Annotated in this window: 19 protein-coding genes; 16 read left to right on the top strand and 3 right to left on the bottom strand. The window is 73.6% G+C overall.

Annotated features, from left to right (window positions below; translation table 11 throughout):
- Nucleotides 1-159 precede the first annotated feature (159 nt).
- The 5 genes from ACFWYW_RS38835 to ACFWYW_RS38815 all read left to right on the top strand — a co-directional run bounded on the left by ACFWYW_RS38835 (nt 160) and on the right by ACFWYW_RS38815 (nt 4,378).
- Nucleotides 160-714 (top strand): hypothetical protein, encoded by a 555-nt coding sequence (locus ACFWYW_RS38835; RefSeq protein ID WP_379616418.1) that lies wholly within the window; start codon nt 160-162, stop codon nt 712-714.
- 512 nt (nt 715-1,226) lie between these two features.
- A complete protein-coding gene (locus ACFWYW_RS38830) occupies nt 1,227-1,772 on the top strand; it encodes an MFS transporter (RefSeq protein ID WP_379616419.1) in 546 nt (181 codons plus the stop codon).
- 267 nt (nt 1,773-2,039) lie between these two features.
- On the top strand, nt 2,040-2,609 hold the full coding sequence (locus ACFWYW_RS38825) for a copper chaperone PCu(A)C (protein ID WP_379616421.1): 570 nt from the start codon (nt 2,040-2,042) through the stop codon (nt 2,607-2,609).
- Nucleotides 2,602-3,912, top strand: a complete 1,311-nt coding sequence (locus ACFWYW_RS38820) for a Dyp-type peroxidase (protein WP_379616423.1) — start codon at nt 2,602-2,604, stop codon at nt 3,910-3,912. Before ACFWYW_RS38825 ends, ACFWYW_RS38820 begins: the two co-directional genes overlap by 8 nt.
- A gap of 109 nt (nt 3,913-4,021) precedes the next feature.
- A complete protein-coding gene (locus tag ACFWYW_RS38815) occupies nt 4,022-4,378 on the top strand; it encodes an ArsC/Spx/MgsR family protein (protein ID WP_379616425.1) in 357 nt (118 codons plus the stop codon).
- A 42-nt stretch (nt 4,379-4,420) separates the two neighbouring features.
- Here the strand turns inward: ACFWYW_RS38815 and ACFWYW_RS38810 are convergent, their stop codons facing one another.
- Together ACFWYW_RS38810 and ACFWYW_RS38805 are read right to left on the bottom strand one after the other, a co-directional pair.
- Nucleotides 4,421-5,980: an OmpA family protein gene (locus ACFWYW_RS38810; protein ID WP_379616427.1), complete on the bottom strand. Its 1,560-nt coding sequence runs from the start codon at nt 5,978-5,980 to the stop codon at nt 4,421-4,423.
- A gap of 51 nt (nt 5,981-6,031) precedes the next feature.
- Nucleotides 6,032-7,201 (bottom strand): ROK family transcriptional regulator, encoded by a 1,170-nt coding sequence (locus ACFWYW_RS38805; RefSeq protein ID WP_184963984.1) that lies wholly within the window; start codon nt 7,199-7,201, stop codon nt 6,032-6,034.
- A gap of 141 nt (nt 7,202-7,342) precedes the next feature.
- On the opposite strand from ACFWYW_RS38805, the gene zwf reads away from it, so the two are divergent.
- From zwf to eda, 4 genes are read left to right on the top strand one after another with little or no spacing between them, the layout of a single operon-like run.
- Entirely contained in the window at nt 7,343-8,857 is a 1,515-nt protein-coding gene (gene zwf / locus ACFWYW_RS38800; RefSeq protein WP_379616430.1) for a glucose-6-phosphate dehydrogenase, read from the top strand.
- Entirely contained in the window at nt 8,857-10,818 is a 1,962-nt protein-coding gene (edd, locus tag ACFWYW_RS38795) for a phosphogluconate dehydratase (RefSeq protein ID WP_379616432.1), read from the top strand. Before zwf ends, edd begins: the two co-directional genes overlap by 1 nt.
- Nucleotides 10,811-11,782, top strand: coding sequence for a glucokinase (gene glk / locus ACFWYW_RS38790; protein ID WP_379616434.1), 972 nt, complete (start codon nt 10,811-10,813; stop codon nt 11,780-11,782). Before edd ends, glk begins: the two co-directional genes overlap by 8 nt.
- A complete protein-coding gene (gene eda, locus ACFWYW_RS38785; RefSeq protein ID WP_379616436.1) occupies nt 11,769-12,383 on the top strand; it encodes a bifunctional 4-hydroxy-2-oxoglutarate aldolase/2-dehydro-3-deoxy-phosphogluconate aldolase in 615 nt (204 codons plus the stop codon). Before glk ends, eda begins: the two co-directional genes overlap by 14 nt.
- 4 nt (nt 12,384-12,387) lie before the next feature.
- Here the strand turns inward: eda and ACFWYW_RS38780 are convergent, their stop codons facing one another.
- Entirely contained in the window at nt 12,388-13,170 is a 783-nt protein-coding gene (locus ACFWYW_RS38780) for an IclR family transcriptional regulator (protein ID WP_379616438.1), read from the bottom strand.
- A gap of 196 nt (nt 13,171-13,366) precedes the next feature.
- On the opposite strand from ACFWYW_RS38780, the gene ACFWYW_RS38775 reads away from it, so the two are divergent.
- The 7 genes from ACFWYW_RS38775 to ACFWYW_RS38745 all read left to right on the top strand — a co-directional run bounded on the left by ACFWYW_RS38775 (nt 13,367) and on the right by ACFWYW_RS38745 (nt 22,565).
- Nucleotides 13,367-14,398 (top strand): rod shape-determining protein, encoded by a 1,032-nt coding sequence (locus ACFWYW_RS38775; RefSeq protein WP_379616440.1) that lies wholly within the window; start codon nt 13,367-13,369, stop codon nt 14,396-14,398.
- 54 nt (nt 14,399-14,452) lie between these two features.
- Nucleotides 14,453-15,244: a rod shape-determining protein MreC gene (gene mreC, locus ACFWYW_RS38770; RefSeq protein ID WP_379616442.1), complete on the top strand. Its 792-nt coding sequence runs from the start codon at nt 14,453-14,455 to the stop codon at nt 15,242-15,244.
- Nucleotides 15,244-15,873, top strand: coding sequence for a rod shape-determining protein MreD (gene mreD, locus ACFWYW_RS38765; protein WP_379616461.1), 630 nt, complete (start codon nt 15,244-15,246; stop codon nt 15,871-15,873). The genes mreC and mreD overlap by 1 nt, the downstream gene beginning before the upstream one ends.
- Nucleotides 15,755-17,626 carry a penicillin-binding protein 2 gene (gene mrdA / locus ACFWYW_RS38760; protein ID WP_379641218.1) on the top strand — a complete coding sequence of 624 codons (1,872 nt, stop codon included), beginning with the start codon at nt 15,755-15,757 and terminating at the stop codon, nt 17,624-17,626. The genes mreD and mrdA overlap by 119 nt, the downstream gene beginning before the upstream one ends.
- Complete coding sequence (gene rodA, locus ACFWYW_RS38755; RefSeq protein ID WP_379616444.1) at nt 17,623-18,735, top strand: rod shape-determining protein RodA; 1,113 nt, start codon at nt 17,623-17,625, stop codon at nt 18,733-18,735. The genes mrdA and rodA overlap by 4 nt, the downstream gene beginning before the upstream one ends.
- Before the next feature lie 106 nt (nt 18,736-18,841).
- Complete coding sequence (locus tag ACFWYW_RS38750; protein WP_379616446.1) at nt 18,842-20,287, top strand: thiamine pyrophosphate-dependent enzyme; 1,446 nt, start codon at nt 18,842-18,844, stop codon at nt 20,285-20,287.
- A gap of 430 nt (nt 20,288-20,717) precedes the next feature.
- Complete coding sequence (locus ACFWYW_RS38745) at nt 20,718-22,565, top strand: serine/threonine-protein kinase (protein ID WP_379616448.1); 1,848 nt, start codon at nt 20,718-20,720, stop codon at nt 22,563-22,565.
- Nucleotides 22,566-22,656: the final 91 nt, after the last annotated feature.

Raw genomic sequence — 22,656 nt, 5'->3', positions numbered from 1 at the left:
CGGCGGGGACCAGAGCGGTATGGGCTGGTGGGCGCACGGGCCGGACCTGTCCGCACCACGCCCGGCCCGCGCGGATCTACCAGAATGCCAGCCCTCGATCACGGCCCGCTGTGAGCCTTGTGTGTGCATTCGCTCCGCGAGTGACTACCATCGGCGGCTGTGAACGAGACGCGTCCTCGCGCGAGCCGGGCCCTGATGATCGCCGGAGTACTCCTTGGGGTGCTCCTGCTGGCGACGGCGGCCATCCTCTCCAGGGGCGCGCTCGGCGGAGCCTCCCTGAACGCCGTCGGCTGGCCGGGCTCCCCCGGCCATCCAGGCGACCCGGGCCAGAAGACCGCCCAAGCCGAGGCCACCCCCTCGTCCACGCCCCGCCCGTCCCGCGCGCACCCCACCCCCTCCCAGACCCACACCCACCCCCCGACCCCCGTAGTCGGCCAGCCTCCGACACGCACCCCCATGCGCCCCCGCGAGTCCCGCCGCCCCACGCCGGTGGCCCCGAGCCCGGCCGACACCAGCGCGAACTCCCCCGCCGACGTCACCCCCATCGGCCCCAGCGCCCAGACCACCGCCGCCCCGCCCCCCGTCACCCTCCCTCCCGCCGAACCCCACCCATCCGCCACCCCAACCCCCACCAAGACCAAACCCACCAAACCCAGGCCCACCAAGACCCGCACCCCGGGCAAGAAACCCGGCAACCAACCCCGCAACCGCTAACCACCCCAACAGCCTCAACCAACGCCGGCCCAGGGCAGCAGCTCGCCGAGCGGGGCGCGGGCCCGGCCCAGCAGGGCCCGGCGCATCACAACCTGGCCGGGCGCGACACGGCACAGCGCGCCCCGGAGCGCCCCGGCTCTGCGCGGCGGGGCCCAACCCCGAGCCGCCCAACCCCGAGCGGCACGACCCCGGGCGGCACGGCGCGACAGGCCTGCTGCGGCCCCGGGTGGCGCGGCGCGACAGGCCTGGGCGCCGGGTGGCGCGGCCGGCCTGGTGCGGCGGTCACGGCCGCGTGGCGGATGTTCACCACGTGGCGTGGTGGGCGTTCACCGCATCGCCTGGGCGCGCACCGGGCTGCGGGTGGCGGAGCGTGGAGCCGGTGGGCGGGGAGCGGGTTAGTCCATGGCTGCGGGACTGGCGGTGGTGGCTTGTGGCATTTGGCTGGGTGTGGGGGAGGGCGGGTGGGGGTGGGGTCGCGGGTGGGGGGTGGCTCTGGGATGATGGCGGGCACTATGCCTGCCTCCCTGCCGTTCCGTCTGGTGCGTGCCGTGGCGTTCGCCGCGGTGTGCACGGGGCTGGGCATGGGCGCGCATGTCGTGGCCGGTGCCACCGTGGCGCTGCCCGGCGCGGTGGCGGCCATCGCGTTGTCGCTGCTGGCGGCGTTGCCGCTGACCGGGCGGGAACGTTCGGCCGGTGGGATTCTGGCGCTGCTGGTCGTGGTGCAGGCCGTTCTGCACGTGATGTTCTCGATGCTGCACGACGCGGCGCCGGTGGCCGTCCAGGGCGGGCACGCGCACTCCGGGCTGGTGCCGGGGCTGGGCATGCTCGTGATGCACGGGTGGGCGATCGTTCTGACGGCGCTGTGGCTGTCGAAGGGCGAGGCCGCGCTGTGGGGACTGTTCCGCCGGGTGCTGGTGCGGCTCGGCCTGCTGCCCGCCGTACCCGTGATGGAAGGCCCTTCCGCTCCCGTACGGCACGCGGAGCCCCCCACTCCCCGCTCCGCCCTCCTGGAGCACACCCTCTCAGGCCGGGGCCCACCTCTCTTCCTGGCCGCCTGAACCCCTTCGCCCCGGGGCACACCTGACGCGTTGCCTTCAAACCCGGCAACCGCTGTGGCCGGGCTGACGCGCGTCCGTGCCACGACCCGCTCAGCGGCCCTGGCAACGGACCGTGCCTGCATCGGCGACCCCTGGCTCATCTGTCTGTGGCGGCGTGAGTCCCGTGCTCTGGGTGGCCCTGTAGCCGGGCGGAGGGCGTGTCGGGCCGGGCCCGCTGTGGGTGTTGATTGCCCGAAATTTCTGGACCTTTGGAAGAGAGAGCTCATCATGCGTATTCGTCATGCCCTCCTGGCCGTCGTGGTCACCGCCGCGGTCGCCGCCTGCGGTGGACAGCAGGCCACCTCCGCCGCCCCCGCCGGCAACGCGCCCACCGGCGCCGCCTCCAGCCCCGCCTCTGACGCGCCCACCGGTACCGGCGGGGAGGCCACGCCCGGCGCCGCGGGCCCGCTGACCATCGCCGATCCCTGGATCAAGACCACGAAGAGCGGCATGACCGCCGCCTTCGGCACCATCGCCAATCCCTCCGCCGCCGCGATCACGATCGTCTCCGCCACCTCCACCGGCGCACCCACGGTGGAGCTTCACGAGACGGTCGGCGAGGGCACGCAGATGACCATGCGTCCCAAGGAGGGCGGCTTCACGATCCCGGCGGGCGGGAAGCTGGAGCTCAAGCCCGGTGGCGACCACATCATGCTGATGGACGTCACCACCCCGGTGAAGCCGGGCTCCGAGGTGGGCTTCACGCTGACGTTCAAGGACGGCGGCACGATGGAGTTCAAGGCCGTGGGCAAGGACTTCGCCGGCGCCAACGAGAAGTACCAGCCCGGCCATGAGTGACGGCGAGCGTCCTGCCGGGATCTCCCGCCGCCGCCTGCTCGCCGGTGGCGCGGCGGCGGGTGGCCTGGTCGCGACGGGTACGCTCGCCGCGGGTCTCCCGGCCGACGCCCAGGTCGCCAACGACTCCGCCGCGGGCCGGTCGGGTCAGGCCACGGCCGGGCGGACGGGAGCGGGACACACCGGTGCGGGCCAGGCCGCGACGGGGCAGGTCACCGCCGAGCCGATCGGAACCGGCGCGGCCACGGGGCAACCCGCCGCCCCACAGGGCGTCGACGGCGCGGCCGTGGAGCCGTTTCATGGGGCCCGGCAGGCGGGTGTCGCCACCACGCCCCAGGCCCACGCCGCCTTCGCCGGGCTCGATCTGCGCAAGGGCGTCGGCAGGGAGGCGCTCGGCAGGCTGATGCGGCTGCTCACCGACGACGCCCGGCGGCTCACCCAGGGCCGCGGCGCGCTGGCCGACACCGAGCCCGAGCTGGCGGCGCTGCCCGCGCGGCTGACGGTGACGTTCGGGTTCGGGCCGGGGCTGTTCCGGGCGGCGGGCGTCAAGGGCGGGCCGGAGCAGTTGCCGAGGTTCTCGGTGGACCGGCTGGAGGACCGGTGGTCGGGGGGCGATCTGCTGCTGCAGATCTGCTGCGACGATCCGGTCACGCTGGCCCACGCGCTGCGCATGATCGTGAAGGACACCGCGTCGTTCACGAAGGTCAGGTGGGTACAGCGCGGGTTCCGGCAGGCGGTGCAGCGGCCGGGGCTGACCCAGCGAAATCTCATGGGGCAGCTCGACGGGACGGTCAACCCCAAGCCGGGGACACCGGAGTTCGAGCGGGCCGTGTGGATCACGGACGGGCCGCTGGCCGGCGGCACCATGCTGGTTCTGCGGCGGATCCGGATGCTCATGGACTCCTGGGACGCCGCGGACCGGGTGGCCAAGGAGTTCACGGTGGGGCGGCGGCTGGACAACGGCGCCCCGCTGAGCGGGCGGGCCGAGCATGACGAGGCCGACTTCGCCAAGGTCAACGCGATCGGCTTCCCGGTGATCTCGGAGTACGCGCACATCCGGCGGGCACACACCCAGGACCCGGGGCTGCGGATGTTCCGCCGCGTGTACAACTACGACGACGGGGACACCGGGCTGCTGTTCGCCGCCTACCAGGCGGACGTGGCGCGGCAGTTCACGCCGGTGCAGCGCCGCCTGGCCAAGGCCGATCTGCTCAACGAGTGGACGACGCCGATCGGGTCCGCGGTCTTCTACGTCCCGCCGGGCTGCGAGGAGTCCGGCTGGGTGGGCCAGGGCCTGCTGGGCTGACGCAAAGGAGCTGGCGTAAAGGAGCTGGCGTAAAGGAGCTGGCGTAAAGGACCGGCTCATGGGCCGGAAGAGTAGGGCGACTCCACGTGAGGAGCCCTATTCTTCCGGCATGGAGATCTGGATCAACCCCGCCTGCTCGAAGTGCCGGTCGGCGATCTCCCTGCTGGACGCCGAGCAGGCCGAGTACACCGTCCGCCGCTACCTGGACGACCCGCCCACCGAGGCGGAGATCCGCGAGGTGCTCTCCCGCCTCGGCCTGGAGCCCTGGGACATCACCCGCACCGGCGAGGACGCCGCCGGGGACATGGCCTCCTGGCCCCGCGATCCGGGCAGCCGCGACCGGTGGATCCGGGCGCTGGCCGAGCACCCGATCCTCATCCAGCGCCCCATCATCACCGCCGACGACGGTCACGCGGTGATCGGCCGGACGGAGGAGTCCGTCCGCTCCGTCCTCCCGCCACGATGATCACCGCCGCGGGAGCCGCGGCGGTGATCACAGCCTGTCAGGCTATTGGATCGGGACCTGCAGTTCCCGGAACCCGGCGATCTTGACGCTCAGCCCCGAGGCCCCGTCCGGCAGTGCGAACAGCCCCCAGAACTCCCGCTTCTGCCCCGGCGCGAACTTCTCGGTGCCCAGCCGGACCCCGGAGACGCCGCTGCACGCGCAGTACGATCCCGGGTCGTCACCGGTCTGGACCTCGATGCGGCCGGGCAGGTACCGGCGGCGGTCCGCCTGGTCGGTGAGGACGACCGCGCTGGCGGACTGGTACTTGTACGACTGCCAGTCCTGGCCGTCGTGCAGGTCGTTGTACCACGCCTCCGCCGTGCCCTCGTTGGCGATCGTGTAGGTGAGCAGGCCGAGCCCGCCCGGCAGCCGGCGCAGCCCGGTGACCTCCATGGCGATGGGCTGGCCGTCGGCCTTGGTGGTGCCCGTCAGGTCGTCGCCGGGGCCCACGGTGGAGACGACGTCCTGGGAGGGGGACGGCCGCGCGGCGGCCCGCGGCTTGGCGAAGGTCACCGTGACCCGCCGGTTGCGCCGCTTGCCCTCGTCGGTGTCGTTGCTGTACAGGGGGCGGCGGGAGCCGTACCCCTTGGTCTGGAAGGCGACGCCGTCGCGCGTCAGCAGCGGCGCGAGCGCGGCCTTCACGGCCTGGGCGCGACGCGCGGACAGCGGGTCGTTGATGGCGTCGTTGCCGGAGGAGTCGGCGTGGCCCTCGACCTTGACCTCGGTGGCGGGCGAGGCCTCGATGAGCTTGGCGGTACGCGCGAGCACCGCCTTGGCCCGCGAGGTGAGCACCGCCTTGTCCACGGCGAACAGCACGTCGGATGACAGGTTCACCCGGAGGTCCTTGCCGTCGTCCGCGGTCTCCTCGGTCCTGTCGTTCGACTCCGACGGCAGCACGACGCGGTGGACGAGCGGGGTGACGGGCTCGGCGTCGGGGTCGGGGAAGTCGCCCTGCGGCGGGTCGTCGCTGACGGGGACGTTGAGCATGGGCGGGGCCAGCGGGGTGACGACGGTCGCGGTCTGCTGGTCGCCGCTGGGGGCGGGCATGACGGCGTAGAGGGAGATCGAGGCGCCCGGCTTGATGAAGTAGCCGATGTCGTCGCGCTTCTCGTCGGTGCAGAGGCAGGGGCTGCCCTCGGGCTTGTACGGCAGGATCCAGGTCCGGGCTTGCTCGTCGAGCACGCCGATGCCGGAGGCCCACCTGATCGCGCCGAGCTTGCGGGTCTCGTCGCCCATCGCGCCGGTCCAGGTGAGGTCCTTGTCCGCACCGGTGTTCGTGAGGCGGATCTGGACCACCAGATGCTTGGCCTTGAGCCGGTTGAGCCCGACCACTTCGACCTTGAGGTCGGGGGTCATGGTGCTGCGGGTCTCGGCCAGGGCGGGGCGGTCGTCGCTCGTGGCGGAGGGGGTGACCGCGGGCGTCGTCGTCGCCGGGGTGGTGGCGGGGGTCGCCTCGGGGGCCTTCGTGGGGGGCGGCGCGGCCTGCTGCGGTTGGGGCAGCATCCCGCAGCCGGTGGTGGCCAGCGTCAGGACGGCGGCCAGGGCCAGGATCCGGTTAGACATGGCGGAGATTGTGCCATGACCGAAACACCAAACTATTCGAAAAGGGTACTTTCAGCTCAGGGCGTCGTCCACGGCGTCCGGTGACAGAACGTGGTCCAGGACCATCACCGCGCAGCCGGTGATGCCCGCCCCCGCGCCCATCCTGCTCGCCTCGATCCGCAGCGTGCGGGTGGCGAGGGCGGTGGAGCGCCGGTAGACGACCTCGCGGATGCTGGACACCAGGGGGCCGAACGTCTCGGCCACGTCGCCGCCCAGCACCACCACCGACGGGTTGAGGATGTTGACCGCGGAGGCCAGCACCTCGCCGATGCGCCGGCCCGCCTCGCGTACCGTCGCCATCGTCTGGGCGTCGCCGGCCCGCACGAGCGCGGTGACGTCCTCGATGGTCTTGACGTCCTTGCCCGCGGCGCGCAGGTCACGCAGCAGCGCGGTGCCGCTGGCCACCGAGTCGACGCAGTCGATGTTGCCGCACCGGCACAGCACGCCGCCGCCGTCGCGTACGGGGATGTGGCCGATCTCCCCCGCCGCGCCGAGGGCGCCGCGCAGGATCTCGCCGCCGGAGATGATCCCGGCGCCGATCCGGGTGGAGATCTTCACGAACATGAGGTCGGTGACGTTCGCGTGGGCGCCGCGGTGCTCGCCGATGGCCAGGACGTTCACGTCGTTGTCGACCAGCACGGGCACGTCGAAGCGGGCCCTGATCAGCGGCGGGATGACCACGCCCGTCCAGGAGGCCATGACCCGGGCGCTCTCGGTGCGCCCCTGGGCGAACTCGACGGTCGCCGGCACGCCCATGCCCACGCCGCGGACCCGCGAGCGCGGGGTGTCGCCGAGCAGTTCGTCCCAGGTGTCCATGAGCAGCGGCAGCACGACGTCGGGCCCCTGCTCGACGTCGATGTGGAAGCGCCGTGCGGCCAGTTCCGCGCCGGACAGGTCACACACCGCCACCCGGGTACGGCTGGCGCCGAGCGCGGCCACCAGCACCACGCCGCCCCCGGCGTTGAACTCCAGCCTGACCGGCGGCCGCCCGCCGGTGGAGGGCGCGTCGGTGCGCTCCACCACGAGGCCGCGCTCGATCAGCTCGCCCACCCGCAACTGCACGGCAGGCCGGGACAGTCCCGTGACCCGGCCGAGGTCCGCTCGCGTCACGGCCTCTCCGGTGCGGATGAGCCGCAGGAACTCGCCACTGGTGGCGAGGGGCGCGGCGGTACGTCGAGGCATCGACTTAGTGAATCACACCTGCTTAAGTCATGAACAGTCCCGACTTTCTTATCTCAAATAGCAAAACTCGGGTTGTGCACGACCCAAACTCTGGCTAATGTCCGTTCTGTCCTTGCTTGGCTGATCATCGGAGCTCGTGTCGTGTCCCCCCTCTCGTCTCCCGCCGCCGTCCACGCCGCCGACCTCGTCGTTTTCGGCGGGACCGGCGACCTGTCCATGCGCAAGCTGATCCCGGCGCTGTACCACAGCGACAGGGACGGCCGCCTGGCGCCAGAGACCCGCGTCATCGCCATGTCCCGGGGCGGGCTCACCGACGCCGACTTCCGGGGCAAGGTCGACGCCGAGGTACGCGACCAGGTCCCCGTCGACGACCCGGCCGTCTGGCAGCGCTTCCTGGGCCGCCTGCACCACGTGTCGGTGGACGTCGGCGGCCCTTCCGGCAACCCGGACAAGTCCGGCTGGGCCGAGCTGTCGAAGCAGCTCGCCGGGCACGAGCAGCGTGACCGCGTCTTCTACCTGGCCAGCCCGCCGATGACGTTCGGCCCGTTCTGCCGCGAACTGCACGAGGCCGGCCTGGTCACCCCGCAGTCGCGGGTGGTGCTGGAGAAGCCGCTCGGCCGCGACCTGCCCAGTGCACAGCGCATCAACGACGAGGTCGGCGCGATCTTCGACGAGCACCAGATCTTCCGCATCGACCACTACCTCGGCAAGGAGACCGTGCAGAACCTGCTCGTGCTCCGCTTCGCCAACGCCTTCCTCGAGCCGATCTGGAACTCCCTCTGGATCGACCACGTGCAGATCACCGTCGCCGAGACCGTCGGCACGCCCGGCCGCCGCGGCTACTACGACCAGGCAGGCGCGCTGCGCGACATGGTCCAGAACCACCTGCTGCAACTGCTCACGCTCACCGCGATGGAGCCCCCGGCGCGCAACGACCGCGAGGCCATCCGCGACGAGAAGGTGAAGGTGCTGCAGGCGCTGCGCCCCATCCAGGAGGGCAGCGAGGTCGACCGCTTCACGGTCCGCGGCCAGTACACGGCTGCGTCCAATGCGCCCGAGTCCGGCGCGGCGGGACCGATGGTCGGCTACCTCGACGAGCCCGCCTCCACCCCGCCCACCGAGGACTCCAAGCGGGTCGAGACGTTCACCGCCATCCGCGCCGAGATCAAGAACTGGCGCTGGGCGGGCGTGCCGTTCTACCTGCGCACCGGCAAGCGCATGCCGCGCCGCGTCTCGGAGATCGTGGTGCAGTTCAAGGACGTGCCGCACTCCATCTACCCCGGCGGCTCGCCCAACCGCCTGGTGCTGCGCCTGCAGCCGGAAGAGGGCATCGAGCTGCACATCATGGCCAAGGAGCCGGGCGCGGGCGAGACCACGCTCAAGCCGGTGCCGCTGTCGCTCAGCTTCGGCCAGACCTTCACCGCCCGCGTCCCCGAGGCCTACGAGCGCCTCCTGACCGACGTGCTGGCCGGCAACCCGACGCTGTTCATGCGCCGCGACGAGGTCGAGGCCGCCTGGCGCTGGATCGACCCGATCCTGGCGGCCTGGGAGTCCTCTCCCGAACCGCCGGAGCCCTACCCCGCGGGCACCGCCGGCCCCGCGGGCGCCCACGAACTGCTCGGCCGCAGCGGCCGGGCCTGGCACGAGGAGGCGTGATGACCAACCGGGAGATCCAGGAGATCACTGACCGGATCGCCGAGCGCAGCGCCGCCAGCCGTACCGCCTATCTGGCGCGCGTCCGCCGCGACGGTGAGGCCGCCCGCGCCCAGGGCCCCGCCCGCGCGCACCTCGGCTGCGCGAACCTCGCGCACGGCTTCGCGGCCGCCTCCGCCGAGGACAAACCCCTCCTCCGCGGTACGGCCAAGCCCGGCATCGCCATCGTCACCAGCTACAACGACATGCTCAGCGCCCACCAGCCGTACGAGACCTACCCGCCGGAGCTGAAGAGGGCGGTGCGCGCCGCCGGCGGCGTGGCGCAGGTCGCGGGCGGCGTGCCGGCCATGTGCGACGGCATCACCCAGGGCCGCGCCGGCATGGAGCTGTCGCTCTACAGCCGCGACGTGATCGCCATGTCCACGGCCATCGCGCTGTCGCACGACATGTTCGACGCCTCGCTGCTGCTGGGCGTCTGCGACAAGATCGTGCCGGGCCTGTTCATCGGCGCGCTGCACTTCGGGCACCTGCCGGCGATCTTCGTCCCGGCCGGTCCGATGGCCTCCGGGCTGCCGAACAAGGTCAAGGCGCGCACCCGGCAGCTGTTCGCCGAGGGCAAGGTCGGCCGCACGGAGCTGCTGGAGGCCGAGGCCGCCTCCTACCACTCCCCCGGCACCTGCACCTTCTACGGCACCGCCAACTCCAACCAGGCGCTCATGGAGGTCATGGGCCTGCACCTGCCCGGCTCCACGTTCGTCAACCCGCACACCGAGCTGCGTCACGCCCTGACCGAGGCGGCCGGGCGGCGGGCCGTGGAGATCACCGCGCACGGCTCCGAGTACACCCCGATCGGCGAGCTCGTCGACGAGAAGTCGATCGTCAACGCCTGCGTGGCGCTGCTGGCCACCGGCGGCTCCACCAACCACACGCTGCACCTGGTGGCCATGGCCGCCGCCGCGGGCATCGTGCTGACCTGGGACGACCTGGCCTGCCTGTCGAAGGTCGTGCCGTCGCTGACCAAGATCTACCCCAACGGCCAGGCGGACGTGAACCACTTCCGCGACGCCGGCGGCATGCAGGTGCTCATCGGCGACCTGCTCGACCACGGGCTGCTGCACGGCGACGTGCTGACCGTGGCCGGGCGCGGGCTCGACCACTACCGCTCGGCCCCGTCGCTGAAGGACGGCGCGCTGGTCTGGGAGGAGCGCACCGAGGGCAGCTCCGACCTCGGCGTGCTGGCGCCGGTGTCGGCGCCGTTCGCGGCCGACGGCGGGATCCACATGGTCGAGGGCAACCTCGGCTGCGCCGTCAGCAAGGTGTCGGCGGTCAAGCCGGAGCACCTGGTCATCGAGGCACCGGCCAAGGTCTTCGACGACCAGCTCGAACTGCTGGCCGCCTTCGAGGCCGGCGCGCTGGACGGGCAGGACTTCGTGGCCGTCATCCGCTACCAGGGGCCCTCGGCCAACGGCATGCCCGAGCTGCACAAGCTGACGCCGCCGCTGGCCGTCCTGCTCGATCGGGGGCAGAACGTGGCGATCGTCACCGACGGCCGGATGTCCGGCGCGTCGGGGAAGGTTCCGGCGGCCATCCACCTGTCGCCGGAGGCCGCCGACGGCGGGGCCATCGCGCTCGTGCGCGAGGGCGACGTCATCCGGCTCGACTCCGCCGCCGGGACCCTGGAGGTGCTGGCGGACCTGTCGGGACGCGAACCGCAGGGGCGGGCGCTGAGCGACGCCGAGTGGGTGGGGACGGGACGTGAGCTGTTCGCCGCCTTCCGGCGGATGGCCGGGCCGGCCGAGTACGGGGCCGGGGTCTTCGGGGTGAGCGGCGCCGAGCAGCCCGAGCACGGGCCTGGCCTGGGCTTCGCCGCGCCGGCCGGGGCCGCGCACGCGGAGGCCACGCCGTCCCGGCTGAAGGTCATGGAAGAGCACGCCCGCCACGCCGCGGAGCACGCCGGTGGGTGAGCTGCCGTGGCTGGTCGCCGACGTCGGCGGCACCAATGCCAGGTTCGGGCTGGTCACCGCGCCGGGCGAGGCTCCCTCGCACGTCGCGGTGCTGGCCGGGGCCGATCACGCGAGCCTTCCGGATGCCGTAGCCGCCTATCTCGCGGACCACGCGGGCGGAGTGCGGCCGGGGGCGGCGTGCGTGGCGGTCGCGGGACCGATCGGCGGTGACTCCTACCAGCTGACGAACCTGCCGTGGTCGGGGTCGGTCAGGGATCTGGGCGTGCCGTACGCGGTGCTGCTCAACGACTTCGAGGCGCTGGCCGTGTCCCTGCCCCACCTGGGCGCCGACGACCTGGCCGACCTCGGCGGGCCGGTGCCGGGCGACGGGATCAAGGCGGTGCTCGGGCCGGGGACCGGGCTCGGGGTCGCCGGGCTGGTGCCGGCCGACCATGGCTGGATCCCGGTGCCGGGCGAGGGCGGCCACGTCAGCGTCCCGGTGCACGACGAGCGCGAGCAGGAGATCGTCGCCGCGCTGCGCGCGCAGGGGTTGCGGCACGTGGAGGCCGAGCACGTCCTGTCCGGCCCCGGGCTGGCGCGCCTGTACCGGGCGCTGGCGCTGGTCAACGGCGCCGCCCCCGAGGACGGGCTGAGCGCCGCGGAGATCGTCGCCCGCGCCGGCGACCCGCTGTGCGCCGAGACCGTGGACGTCTTCTGCGCCATGCTCGGGACGTTCGCCGGGAACGTCGCGCTCACCCTGGGCGCCAGGGGCGGCGTCTACATCGGCGGCGGCGTGCTCCCCCGTATCGTGGAGCGCGTGCGAGCCAGCGCCTTCCGCCGGCGGTTCGCCGCCAGTCCCAGCATGTCCGGGTACCTGTCGTCGATCGCCACCACGCTGATCGTCGCGCCGCAGCCGGCGCTGACGGGGGCGGCGGCCTGGCTGACCCAGCAGCTTTCGAGGAGAAGTGTCTATGAGCCTGCTTGATCTCGCCCCTGTCGTGCCCGTCGTGGTGATCGACGACGTGAAGACGGCGGTCCCGCTCGCGCGGGCGCTCGTCGCGGGCGGGCTTCCGGTCATCGAGGTGACCCTGCGTACGGCTGCCGCCCTGGAGTCGATCGCGCGCATCGCGGCGGAGGTTCCGGACGCGGTGATCGGCGCCGGGACCATCCGGTCGGCGGCCGACATCGCGGCGGCCGTCGGGGCGGGGTCGAAGTTCCTGGTCTCGCCCGGTACGACCCCGGCGCTGGCCGAGGCGCTGCTGGGGTCCGGCGTGCCGTTCCTGCCGGGGGCGGCGACCGCTTCCGAGGTCATGGCGCTGGCGGAGCGGGGTGTCAAGGAGCTCAAGTTCTTCCCGGCCGAGGCGGCGGGCGGCCTGCCGTACCTGAAGAGCCTGGCGGGACCGCTGCCGGACGTGCGGTTCTGCCCGACCGGCGGGATCAGGCCGGCCACCGCCCCCGACTACCTGGCGCTCCCGAACGTGGGCTGTGTGGGCGGCACGTGGCTCACGCCCGCCGACGCCCTGGCCGCGGGCGACTGGGCGCGGGTGGAGAAGCTCGCCGCGGAAGCGGCCGCGCTGCGTCCCTGAAGGATCAGCCGAGGCGGGCCAGGGCGGCGGAGATGGCCTGGGCGGCGCCTCTGACGGAGATGCCGAGGCGGGCCAGGGGCAGGGCGACCGCCGGTCCGGCCACCGAGATCGACATGGCCACCTTGCCCGCGGCGTCGAACACCGGCGCCGCCACGCAGGCCACCCCGTCGGCGAACTCCTCCTGGGCGTAGGCGACGCCGTAGTGACGTACGCGGGCGAGTTCGCGGTCCAGGCCGGTCAGGCTGGTGATCGTGCGGCGGGTCAGGCGCGGCGGGCTGCCCTGGTCGGCCAGCGACTGGCGTAGCCCGGAGTCGTAGGCGAGCAGCGTCTTGCCGATGGCCGTGCAGTGCAGCGGCGCCCGGTCCACGCCGTCGGAGGGCGAGGCGACCCGGTTGTGGCCGTAGACCCGCTCGACGTACTCGGCTTCCAGGCCCGACAGCACGGCCAGGTTGACCGTCTGGCGGGTGGTCTCGTACAGGTACAGCAGGTACGGCAGGACGGCCCGCCTGGTCCCGGGGATGCGGCCCCGGGCGTCGCCGAGCCGGGCGAGCAGGTCGCCGACGAGGTAGTCGGTGCCGGCCCGTTTGGCCAGGGACCGCGAGCACAGGACCGCGAGGATCCGGTGGGCGGTCGACTTGGGCAGGCCGGTGTTCCTGCACAGTTGCGACAGGCTGATCGGCTGCGCCGCGGCGCTGAGCGAGAAGAGGATGTCGATCCCCTTCTCCAGGCTGCCCGGCTGGGCGGCCTCCGGTGCGCGCCGGTGCTGCACGATCGACTTCCCCGGCATGTCCACCATCCTCATCCTCGCCAAGGAGAAGGAAGGGCTTCCCCCGGGGTGCGATCCATGGTTTCGGGTTTACCCGAACCAGGGATCAAGCACACCGTCCTTGCTAACGATTGTGAAACCTTCTGACCTGGCCGTTTGACGGGGAATAGGTGGGGAAGGGCGTGATTTATCCCCCACCAGAGGGCTGGTGTCGCCCATGCCCATCCCGTTTCCCTTCCTTGGCCGTGACCTGGCGGTGGATCTCGGCACCGCCAACACTCTCGTCTACGTCCGAGACCGCGGCATCGTGCTCGACGAGCCGTCCGTCGTGGCGATCAACACCCGCACCGACAAGATCGTCGCCGTCGGCGGCGACGCCAAGCAGATGATCGGCCGCACCCCCGGCTACATCGTCGCCATCCGCCCGCTCAGGGACGGTGTGATCACCGACCTGGAGGTCGCCGAGCGCATGTTGCGCTCCTTCATCCAGAAGGTCCACCGCCGCCGCTACATCGTCCGCCCCCGCGTCGTGGTCGCCGTGCCCAGCGGCACCACCGGCGTCGAGCAACGCGCCGTCAAAGAGGCCTGTTACGAGGCCGGCGCCCGCCAGGTCTACCTCATCGAGGAGCCGATGGCCGCCGCGATAGGCGCCGGCCTGCCCGTGCACGAGCCGGCCGGCAGCATGGTCGTCGACGTGGGCGGCGGCACCACCGAGGTGGCCGTGATCTCGCTCGGCGGCATCGTCAGCTCCACCTCCATCCGGGTCGGCGGCGACGAGCTCGACCAGGCGATCATCGCCCACACCAAGAAGGAACACGGCCTCATGCTCGGCGAGCGCACCGCCGAGCAGCTCAAGATGAACATCGGCTCCGCCTACCCCGACGGAGACGACCCGATGGCCGAGATCCGCGGCCGCGACCTGGTCAGCGGCCTGCCCAAGACCGTCCCGGTGAGCGCCGCGGAGATCCGTGCGGCGCTGGCCGAGCCGGTCAACGCCATCGTCGAAGCGGTCCAGGCCACGCTGGACGAGTGCCCGCCCGAACTGTCGGGCGACCTCATGGACAGCGGCATCGCCCTCACCGGCGGCGGGGCGAAGCTGCTCGGGCTCGACCGGCGGCTGTCGGAGGCCACCGGCATGCCGATCAAGCTGGTGGAGAACCCGCTGCAGTCGGTGGTGCTCGGCTCCGGCCGGTGCGTGGAGGAGTTCGGCCGCCTGAAGGACGTCTTCGTACCGGAGACCCGTCGCTGATCTGGAAGGAGGCGACCTGCGGATGCGCTCGGGGGCCGCCGGGGAGGAAGAAGGATGAGACGGGGCCGGGGCGCGCTCGGCAGGAAACCTGGCCGGGGCCGGCTGGTGGTGGGCGTCCTCGTGCTGGCCGCGGCGCTGCTCATCGCCGCCGACCGGGAGGCCGCGCTGCAACCGCTGCTCACCGCGGGCGCCGCGGTGGCCGGACCGGTCGAGAGGGCGGTCTCCGGCCTGGCCGCCGGCGGCTCCGACAGCCGCCGGATCCGGGCGCTGGAGCAGGAGAACGCCCGCCTGCGGGCCGAACTCTGGACCCGCCCCCACCGGCCCGACCCCGCCACGCCAGGACCGCGCTTCGTCGCGGCCCAGGTCATCGCGTACGGCGGGCAGCAGGGCCTGTCCGCCACCGTCACCATCGACGCCGGCACCGCCTCCGGCGTCCGCCCCGATCTGACCGTGCTCAACGGCGACGGCCTCGTGGGCAGGGTCGTCGCCGCCGGTCCCGGCACCGCCACCGTCCTGCTGGCCAGCGACGCCACCTCGGTCGTCGGCGCCCGCCTCCAGGGTGAGAAACCGGGCGAGGTCGGCACCGTCACCGGCGGCGGCAAGCCCGGCGGCCTGCTGCGCCTGAACCTGCTCGACGCCGAGGCCCCGGTCTCGGCGGGCCAGAAGGTGGTGACGTTCGGCTCGCGGCGGATGGTGCCCTTCGCCCCCGGCGTCCCGATCGGCACCATCGTCAGCGTCTCGCCCGCCACCGATCCCCTCACCCGTACCGCCCTGGTCCGTCCGGCGGCCCGCCTCACCGCCCTCGACGCGGTCGCCGTCGTGATCCCGCCGGGGAACGCGCCGTGATGCCCGCGCGGGCCTGGGCGGCGGTCGCGCTCGCGCCGCTGATCCAGGTGGTGCTGGTCAACCGGCTGTCGCTGCCCGGCGGCGTCACCCCCGACCTGACCCTGCTGGCGGTCCTGGCCGTCGCCCGCCTTCGGGGGCCGGTCGCGGGCGCGGTGGCCGGGTTCGCCGCGGGCGCCGTCCTCGACCTGATCCCGCCGGCCGTGCACCCGGTGGGGCGCGACGCGCTGGCCCTGTGCCTGGCCGGGTACGTCGCCGGCCACCTGCTCAGGCTGCCGGCCGTCGCCGCCTTCCCGCTGGGCGTGCTGGCCGGGCTGCTGTTCACCGCGGGCGTCCACGCGGCGCTCGGCGACCCGCGCGCCGGGGGCCCGGCGCTCGTCCACGTCCTCCCCCTGGCCGCCGCCTACACGGTGGCCGCGAGCCCCCTGGTCTGGTTCCCGATGCGGTGGAAGGCGCCCGATGCGTTCCCGGCTGCTGGTCCTGCACGTGCTGATCGCCTCCTTGCTGCTCATCCTGCTCATCCGGCTGTGGGACGTGCAGGTGCGCCACGGCGACGACTACGCCAGGGCCGCGGCGGAAGATCACGTCAGGCAGGTGGTCGTGCCGCAGGTCAGGGGCGGGATACTCGATGACCGCGGCCGCCCGCTGGTGCGCAACCGCACCCGGCTGGCGGTCACGGTCGACCACGTGGCGCTGACCCGCCGGCGCGACGGCGGGCGCGCGGTGCTCGACCGGCTGGCCTCCGTGCTCGGCGTCCCGGCCGCGCGCCTGGCCGAGCAGGTCCGCCTGTGTACGGCCGGCGTCCGCCCCCCGTGCTGGCCCGGCTCGCCGTACCAGCCGATCCCCGTGGCGGGGGAGGTGAGCACGCGGGCGGCGCTGCAGATCGCCGAGCGGCCCGAGCTGTTCCCCGGCGTGAGCGCCGACCCCGTGCCGGTGCGCGAGCACCCGCGCGGCGAGCTGGCGGCGCACACGCTCGGCTACGTCGCGCCGTCGGGCGGCGGCGACCCGGCCAGTGGCATCGGGCTGTCCGGTCAGGAGGGGCTCGAGGCCCGCTACGACGCCGACCTGAGCGGGCGGCCGGGCAAGCGCGAGGTGGTCGTGGACACCACCGGCCAGGTCGTCAGGACGCTCACCGAGACGCCGCCGGTGGCCGGGCACGACCTGGTGACCAGCATCGACGCCGAGGTGCAGGAGGTGGCTGAGCGGGCGCTGCGCCGGGCGGTGGAGGGGGCGCGCGACCGGCGGCTGCCCGCGGACGCCGGCGCGGCGGTGGTCATGGACGTGCGGACGGGACGGGTGGTGGCGCTGGCCGCCCACCCGGGCTACGACCCGGACGTGTGGTCGGGCGGCATCTCCGGCGACGCCTACCGCGAGCTGCGCGGCAGGCTGCAGCCCAAGGCGATCCAGGGCCAGTGGGCGCCGGGCTCCACCTGGAAGATCACCTCGGCCGCCGCGGCGGTGAAGGCGGGCTACGCGCTCGACGGGATCTATGGCTGCCCGGGGTCGTTCCGGGTGGGCGCCAGGTCGTTCAGGAACTTCCGCGGGATCCCGCTCGGCAGCATGCCGCTGAGCCGGGCGCTGACCGCCTCGTGCGACACGATCTTCTACCGGTTCGCCTACGAGATGTGGCTCAAGGACGGCGGTACGAAGCCCGGCAAACGGCCCAAGGATCCGATGCAGAAGATGGCGGCGGCCTTCGGGTTCGGCAAGCGCACCGGGATCGACCTGCCCGGCGAGGCGGCCGGGCGGCTGCCGACGCGGGCGTGGAAGCGCGCGTTCTGGGCGCAGACCAGGAAACAGTCGTGCAAGGAGGCCAAGCGGGCCAGGTCCGCCTACGTCCGGGCGATCGCGAAGGAGAGCTGCGTGGACGGGCACCGGTGGTGGGCGGGCGACGCGGCCAACTTCTCCATCGGGCAGGGTGACGTGCTTGTGACGCCGTTGCAGCTGGCCAGGGCGTACGCGGCGCTGGCCAACGGCGGCAAGCTGTTCACACCGCGCGTGGGCAAGGCGGTCGTACGGGCCGACGGCAGCGTGGTGCGGCGGATCAAGCCGAAGGTGGCCGGGCGGCTGCCGGTGCCGGGAAAGGTGCTCGCCTACATCCGCAAGGCGCTGGCCGAGGTGCCCAAGAGCGGGACTGCGGCCGGGGCGTTCGCCGGGTTCCCGCTGGACCGGCTGGCGGTGGCCGGCAAGACGGGTACGGCGGAGGCGTACGGCAAGAAGGACACCTCCTGGTTCGCCTCCTTCGCGCCAGCCGGCAAACCGCGCTACGCCGTGGTGGTCGTGGTCTCGCAGGGCGGGACGGGCGCGTCGACGGCGGCGCCGGCCGTACGGGAGATCTGGTCGGGCATGTACGGGCTGGAGGGCAGGAAGGCGGCCCTGCGGTGAGGGCACAGCGGCCCGACTGGGTGCTGGCCGTGGCGGCGGTGGCGCTGTGCGGGCTGGGCGCGGTGCTGGTGTGGTCGGCCACCGAGCCCCGGCTGCTGGATGCCGGGCAGGATCCGCTCACCTACCTCAAGCGGCAGCTCGTCAACATCGCCGTCGGGGTCGCGGTCATGGTCGCGCTCTCGGCGACGGGTCACCGGGTGCTGCGGGCGTACACGCCGTGGGCCTATCTGGGCGCCGTGCTCAGCCTGGCGGCGGTGCTGACGCCGCTGGGCCGTACCGTGAACGGGGCGCAGGCGTGGCTCGGTCTCGGGCCGCTGCAGGTGCAGCCGTCGGAGCCGGCGAAGCTGGCGCTCGTGCTGGCGCTGGCCACCGTGCTCGCCGAGCGGGCCGACGGCGAGCGGCGGCCGCGCTCGACCCAGGTCGGGCTGGCGCTGGCCCTGGCCGCGCCGCCCGCCGCGCTCATCCTGCTGCAGCCCGACATGGGCACGTTCCTGATCCTGGCCGCGGTGGTGCTGGGGGCGCTGTTCGCCGCCGGGGTGGCGCTGCGGTGGCTGCTGGCGCTGAGCGGGTCGGCCGTCGCGGCGGGGGCCGCCGCCTGGTTCCTGGGCCTGCTCCAGCCGCACCAGGTGAGCCGTCTCATCGCCTTCGCCGAGCCGGGGGCAGACCCGCTCGGCGCCGGCTACACCGCCAAGGAGGCGCTGGTCACGGTCGGCTCGGGCGGCGCGTTCGGGCGCGGGTTGTTCAACGGCGACCAGACGGCCGGGCGGTTCGTGCCCGAGCAGCACACCGACTTCGTCTTCACCGTGGCCGGCGAGGAACTCGGCTTCCTCGGCTCGGCGCTGATCGTGGCCCTGCTGGCGGTGGTGCTGTGGCGCGGGCTGCGGATCGCGGGCCGCGCGGGCTCGTTCGGCTGCGTCGCCGCGGCGGCGATCGTGTGCTGGCTGGCGCTCCAGACGTTCGTGAACATCGGCATGGCGCTCGGGCTGGCCCCCGTGATCGGCGTCCCGCTTCCCCTGGTCTCCTACGGCGGGTCGGCCACGGTGGCCGCCTTGGCCGCGATCGGCGTCCTGCAGTCAATCCACCGAGGCCATCCACCCAAAGGGCACTGACCTGCGGTTTTCCCTGCCGGAACACAGCCTGGAAATTCGCACTCGGCGTTCCATCGGCCGAAACGGATGATTGCCTCATTGGTGCCGTGGAGTTCCCATCAATGGCATGAGCACCACAAGCCGGGCCATCGCCGACTGGATGCGGCTGCGGGACCTCACCACCGTCTTCGGCGGCCCGGGAGCCGACGGCGCCTTCCCCGGCGACGTCCGCCGCGTCCGCGGCCTCCAGGAGGCCGTCGTGGTCGCGATGGCCGACGGGTACGCCTCCGTCACCGGCCGCCCCGCCCTCGTCGACCTCGGGTGCGCGGCCCACGGGGCGGGCGCCGTCCTCGGGGCCGCCGCCAACCACACCCCGCTCATCGTCACGACCGGGCCGGGGCGGACCGGCGAGGGCCGCGAACCCGCCGGGCCCGCCGTCAAGTGGTCCTGCGCGCCCGCGCCGCGCGACGTGCCCGCCGCGCTGGAGTGGGCCTACCACGTCGCCCTCACCCCGCCGCGCGGCCCCGTGTTCCTGTCGCTGCCCGCCGGACTGGCCGCGGCCGACGCGGACCCGGCACCCGCGGTCCGCCCCCTGGCCGCCGCGGCCGCCCCCGACCCGATCGCGCTGGCCGTACTGGCCGAGCGGCTCGACCGCGCACGCTCGCCCGTGCTCGTCGTCGGCGCCGACGTGGACGCCTCGGGCGGCTGGGCGGCCGCGGTCGAACTCGCCGAGCGCTGCGCCCTGCCCGTCTGGGAGGCCGCGCAGTCCGGCCGCGTGTCCTTCCCGCAGTCCCATCCGCACTACCGCGGCGCCCTGCTCCCGGACGCCGGGCCGGCCGCCCGCCAGCTCGCCGCCCACGACCTGGTCCTCGCCGCCGGCGCCCCGCCGCCGGAGGGTGTCGCCGCCGTCCTGCTCACCTCCGACCCGTCCTGCGCCGCCTTCGGCGACGTCATCGTGGGCGACGTACGGCAGGCGCTGACCGCCCTGACCGAACTCACCAAGCTCAGGCAGGAACCCCTGCCCGGCACCTGGCCGGCGCCCTCCCCCGCGCCCCGCGGCAGCCGTCCGATGAGCCTCGTCACCGCGCTGGCCGCGCTGGCCGAGGGCGCGCCCCCCGAGACGATCTGGGTCAGCGAGTCCCCGCCCAGCCGCCCGGTCTTCCAAGACCAGATCAGGGTCGACCGGCCCGGCTCGTTCCTGTGCGCGGCGGGCGGCGGCGCCGGGCACGGGCTGCCCGCCGCCATCGGCGCCCAGCTCGGCGAGCCGTCCCGGCCGGTCGTGGCCGTCGTCGGCGACGGGTCGCTGCAGCACGCCGTCGCCGCCCTGTGGAGCGCCGCCGCGTACCGGGTGCCGCTGACGGTCGTGGTCCTCACCGACGGCGCGCAGGCGATGCTGCGCTGGCTGTCGCGCCTCGACGGCGCGGGCCCCGGCGCCGACCTCTGCGCCATCGCCAAGGGGTACGGCGTCGCCACCGGCCACGTGGAGTCCGCCGAGGCGCTGACCGCCGCGCTGCGCGTCGCGACCGCCTCCGACCTGCCCATGCTCGTCGAGGTCCCCGTGAACGGGCCTTAGCGTGGGCGCACCCAGGCCCGCGTGCACCGCCGCGCACCCTATTGAGCGGCGGGCACGACGGGAGGCCCGGCGGCGTCCCGGTCACCGTGGTTCGTGTCCGAGGCGCGCTTCCATGCCCGTGCCGGGCGCCGCCGCTGCCTTCGGGAAGGGGGTGATCGCATGAAGACGGGCTCCGGCGTCAGCTGGATCCGCTAGTCCACGCACCCTCCGGAGGGCCCCCGTACCGTGGTGGCGCCGATCCCCGGGGCGGGAGCCGTACCCTTCCCGCCGCGGCCGGACCCTCCGGAGCCTCAGAGCCCCGGCCTGCGATGCGACCCAGTGCGACGCCTGATCGTCTCTCAACCGTTAGAGTCTTGGGAGAAAAGGCATGCCGGGCGGAGGATCGGTCGGTTTGAGACGGCGGGATGACGACGGTGAGAGGGCGGCGAGGGTGGGAAAGCGCGGTCCGCTGACCCCCGACGACCCGTCCGAGATCGGCCCGTATGAGCTGGTCAAGCGCCTTGGCTCGGGCGGTATGGGCACCGTCTACCTGGCCAAGGGCGCCGACGGGTCCAAGGTGGCGCTGAAGGCGATCCGCCGCGACTTCGCCGCCGACCCGGTCTACCGGGCGCGCTTTCACGAAGAGGTGTCCAACGCGCGCAAGGTCGCCTCGTTCTGCACCGCGCGCGTACTCGACCACGGCGAGCACAACGGCCTGCTCTACCTCGTCACCGAGTACATCGACGGCGTCTCCCTGGAGGACCACCTCATCGAGCACGGCGCGCTGGAGCCGTCGGTGCTGCACGCGGCCGCGGTGGGCGTGGCGGCGGCGCTGACCGCCATCCACGCCGTCGGCCTGGTCCACCGGGACCTGAAGCCGGCCAACGTCATGCTCACCCTCGCCGGGCCGCGCGTGATCGACTTCGGATTGGCCCGTTCCACGCACGTCAACTCCCGCCACACCAACGCCGGCATGGTCATGGGCACACCCGGCTGGATCGCGCCCGAGCAGGTCTTCGAGGGGCGTACCAGCCCGGCGGGCGACGTGTTCGCGTGGGGTTCTTTGATCGCTTACGCGGGGCTGGGCGGGCACCCCTTCGGCGAGGGCGACGCCTACGTCATGGCCGCCCGCGCCAGGACCGCCCCGCCCGACCTGCGGGGGCTGCCCGCGCCGCTGGACCGGCTGGTGGCGGCGGCCATCCACCCCGACCCGGCGCGACGGCCCGCGTCGCGGCAGTTGCTGCTGGAGCTCGTGGGCGCGGCCGACGAGCCCGCCGCCCAGCTGGCCGCCACCCGCCACCTGACCAGCATGTGGGACCCGGCGGTGGCCCAGAACCCCCCGGGCCGCCCGGCCCCCTTCACCCCACCCCCGGCCCCCCACCCCGGCTCCCCGCCCCCACACCCCGGCCCGTCGGGCCGGCCCCCACGCCCCGGTACCACGGGCCAGCCCCCACACCCTGGTGCCTCGGGTCAGCCTCCGCACCCCGGCCCTCCGCCACAGGCGGGTCCTCCCGTCCCCGGCGCACCCGGTTCGGGTGGGCCCGGTTCGGGTGGGCCTGGCAGGCAGGGGCCCGGGCATTCGACCACGGGTCAGGGGCCGTTGCCGGGGCCGGCGGGTCCCGGGCCGCGTCCCGGGCATGATCCGCGTCCTGGGCATGATCCGCGTACCGGGCCGCCTGTGCGTGATCCCCGGCGCTCTGGGCCCGGGGTGACCGGGCCGGTGCCGCTGGCCCAGCACTCCACGACCGGGCAGGGGCCGCTGCCCCGGCCTTCCGCCACCGGGCAGGGGCCGCTGCCGCCGCGGGGTTTCGGCGTACCCCAGCGATCGGCGCGGCGGGGGTTGTCGGGGTGCCTCATCGCCGCGGTGATCGTGCTGGTGGTGATCGTGCTGTTCATCTCGCTGATGGCATGGATGTTCCGCGGCCCGTCGGCGGCGGGTGAGGGCGCGCCGGTCCAGGACGGCAAGCTGAAGTTCACCGTGACCGCCACCAAGTGCCCCAAACCGGCCAAGACCGCTGAGCGCCGTCAGTGCCGCCTGTCCGTACGGGTGTCCAACATCGGCCAGGAGGCCAGGGTCCTCTACCCGGGCCAGCAGAAGCTGATCGATCAGGACGACGTCCTCCACGGCGCCGCCAGGCTCCTGGACAAGGCGGGCAAGGAGATCACCCCGGTCCGGATCGACCCCGGCCAGTCGTTCACCGGAGCCCTGGAGTTCGATCTGCCCAAGACCTCCAGCGCGGAGAGCGTCGAACTGCACGACTCCGGCCTGAGCCGCGGCATACGCGTCGAACTCGGCTAGCTGTTCTGTCCTGAGAGGTTAGGTACGCGGTTGGCGGGTGGTTGGCCGCCGAGTGCGGTGTGGCCGCGGTGGTGATTGTAGGCGTGTAGCC

The sequence above is a fragment of the Nonomuraea sp. NPDC059023 genome (assembly GCF_042740095.1).
In the GTDB taxonomy this organism is placed as follows: domain Bacteria; phylum Actinomycetota; class Actinomycetes; order Streptosporangiales; family Streptosporangiaceae; genus Nonomuraea.
Note: the sequence above shows the minus strand (reverse complement) of the source record. Positions and strands in the feature narration are given on the sequence as shown.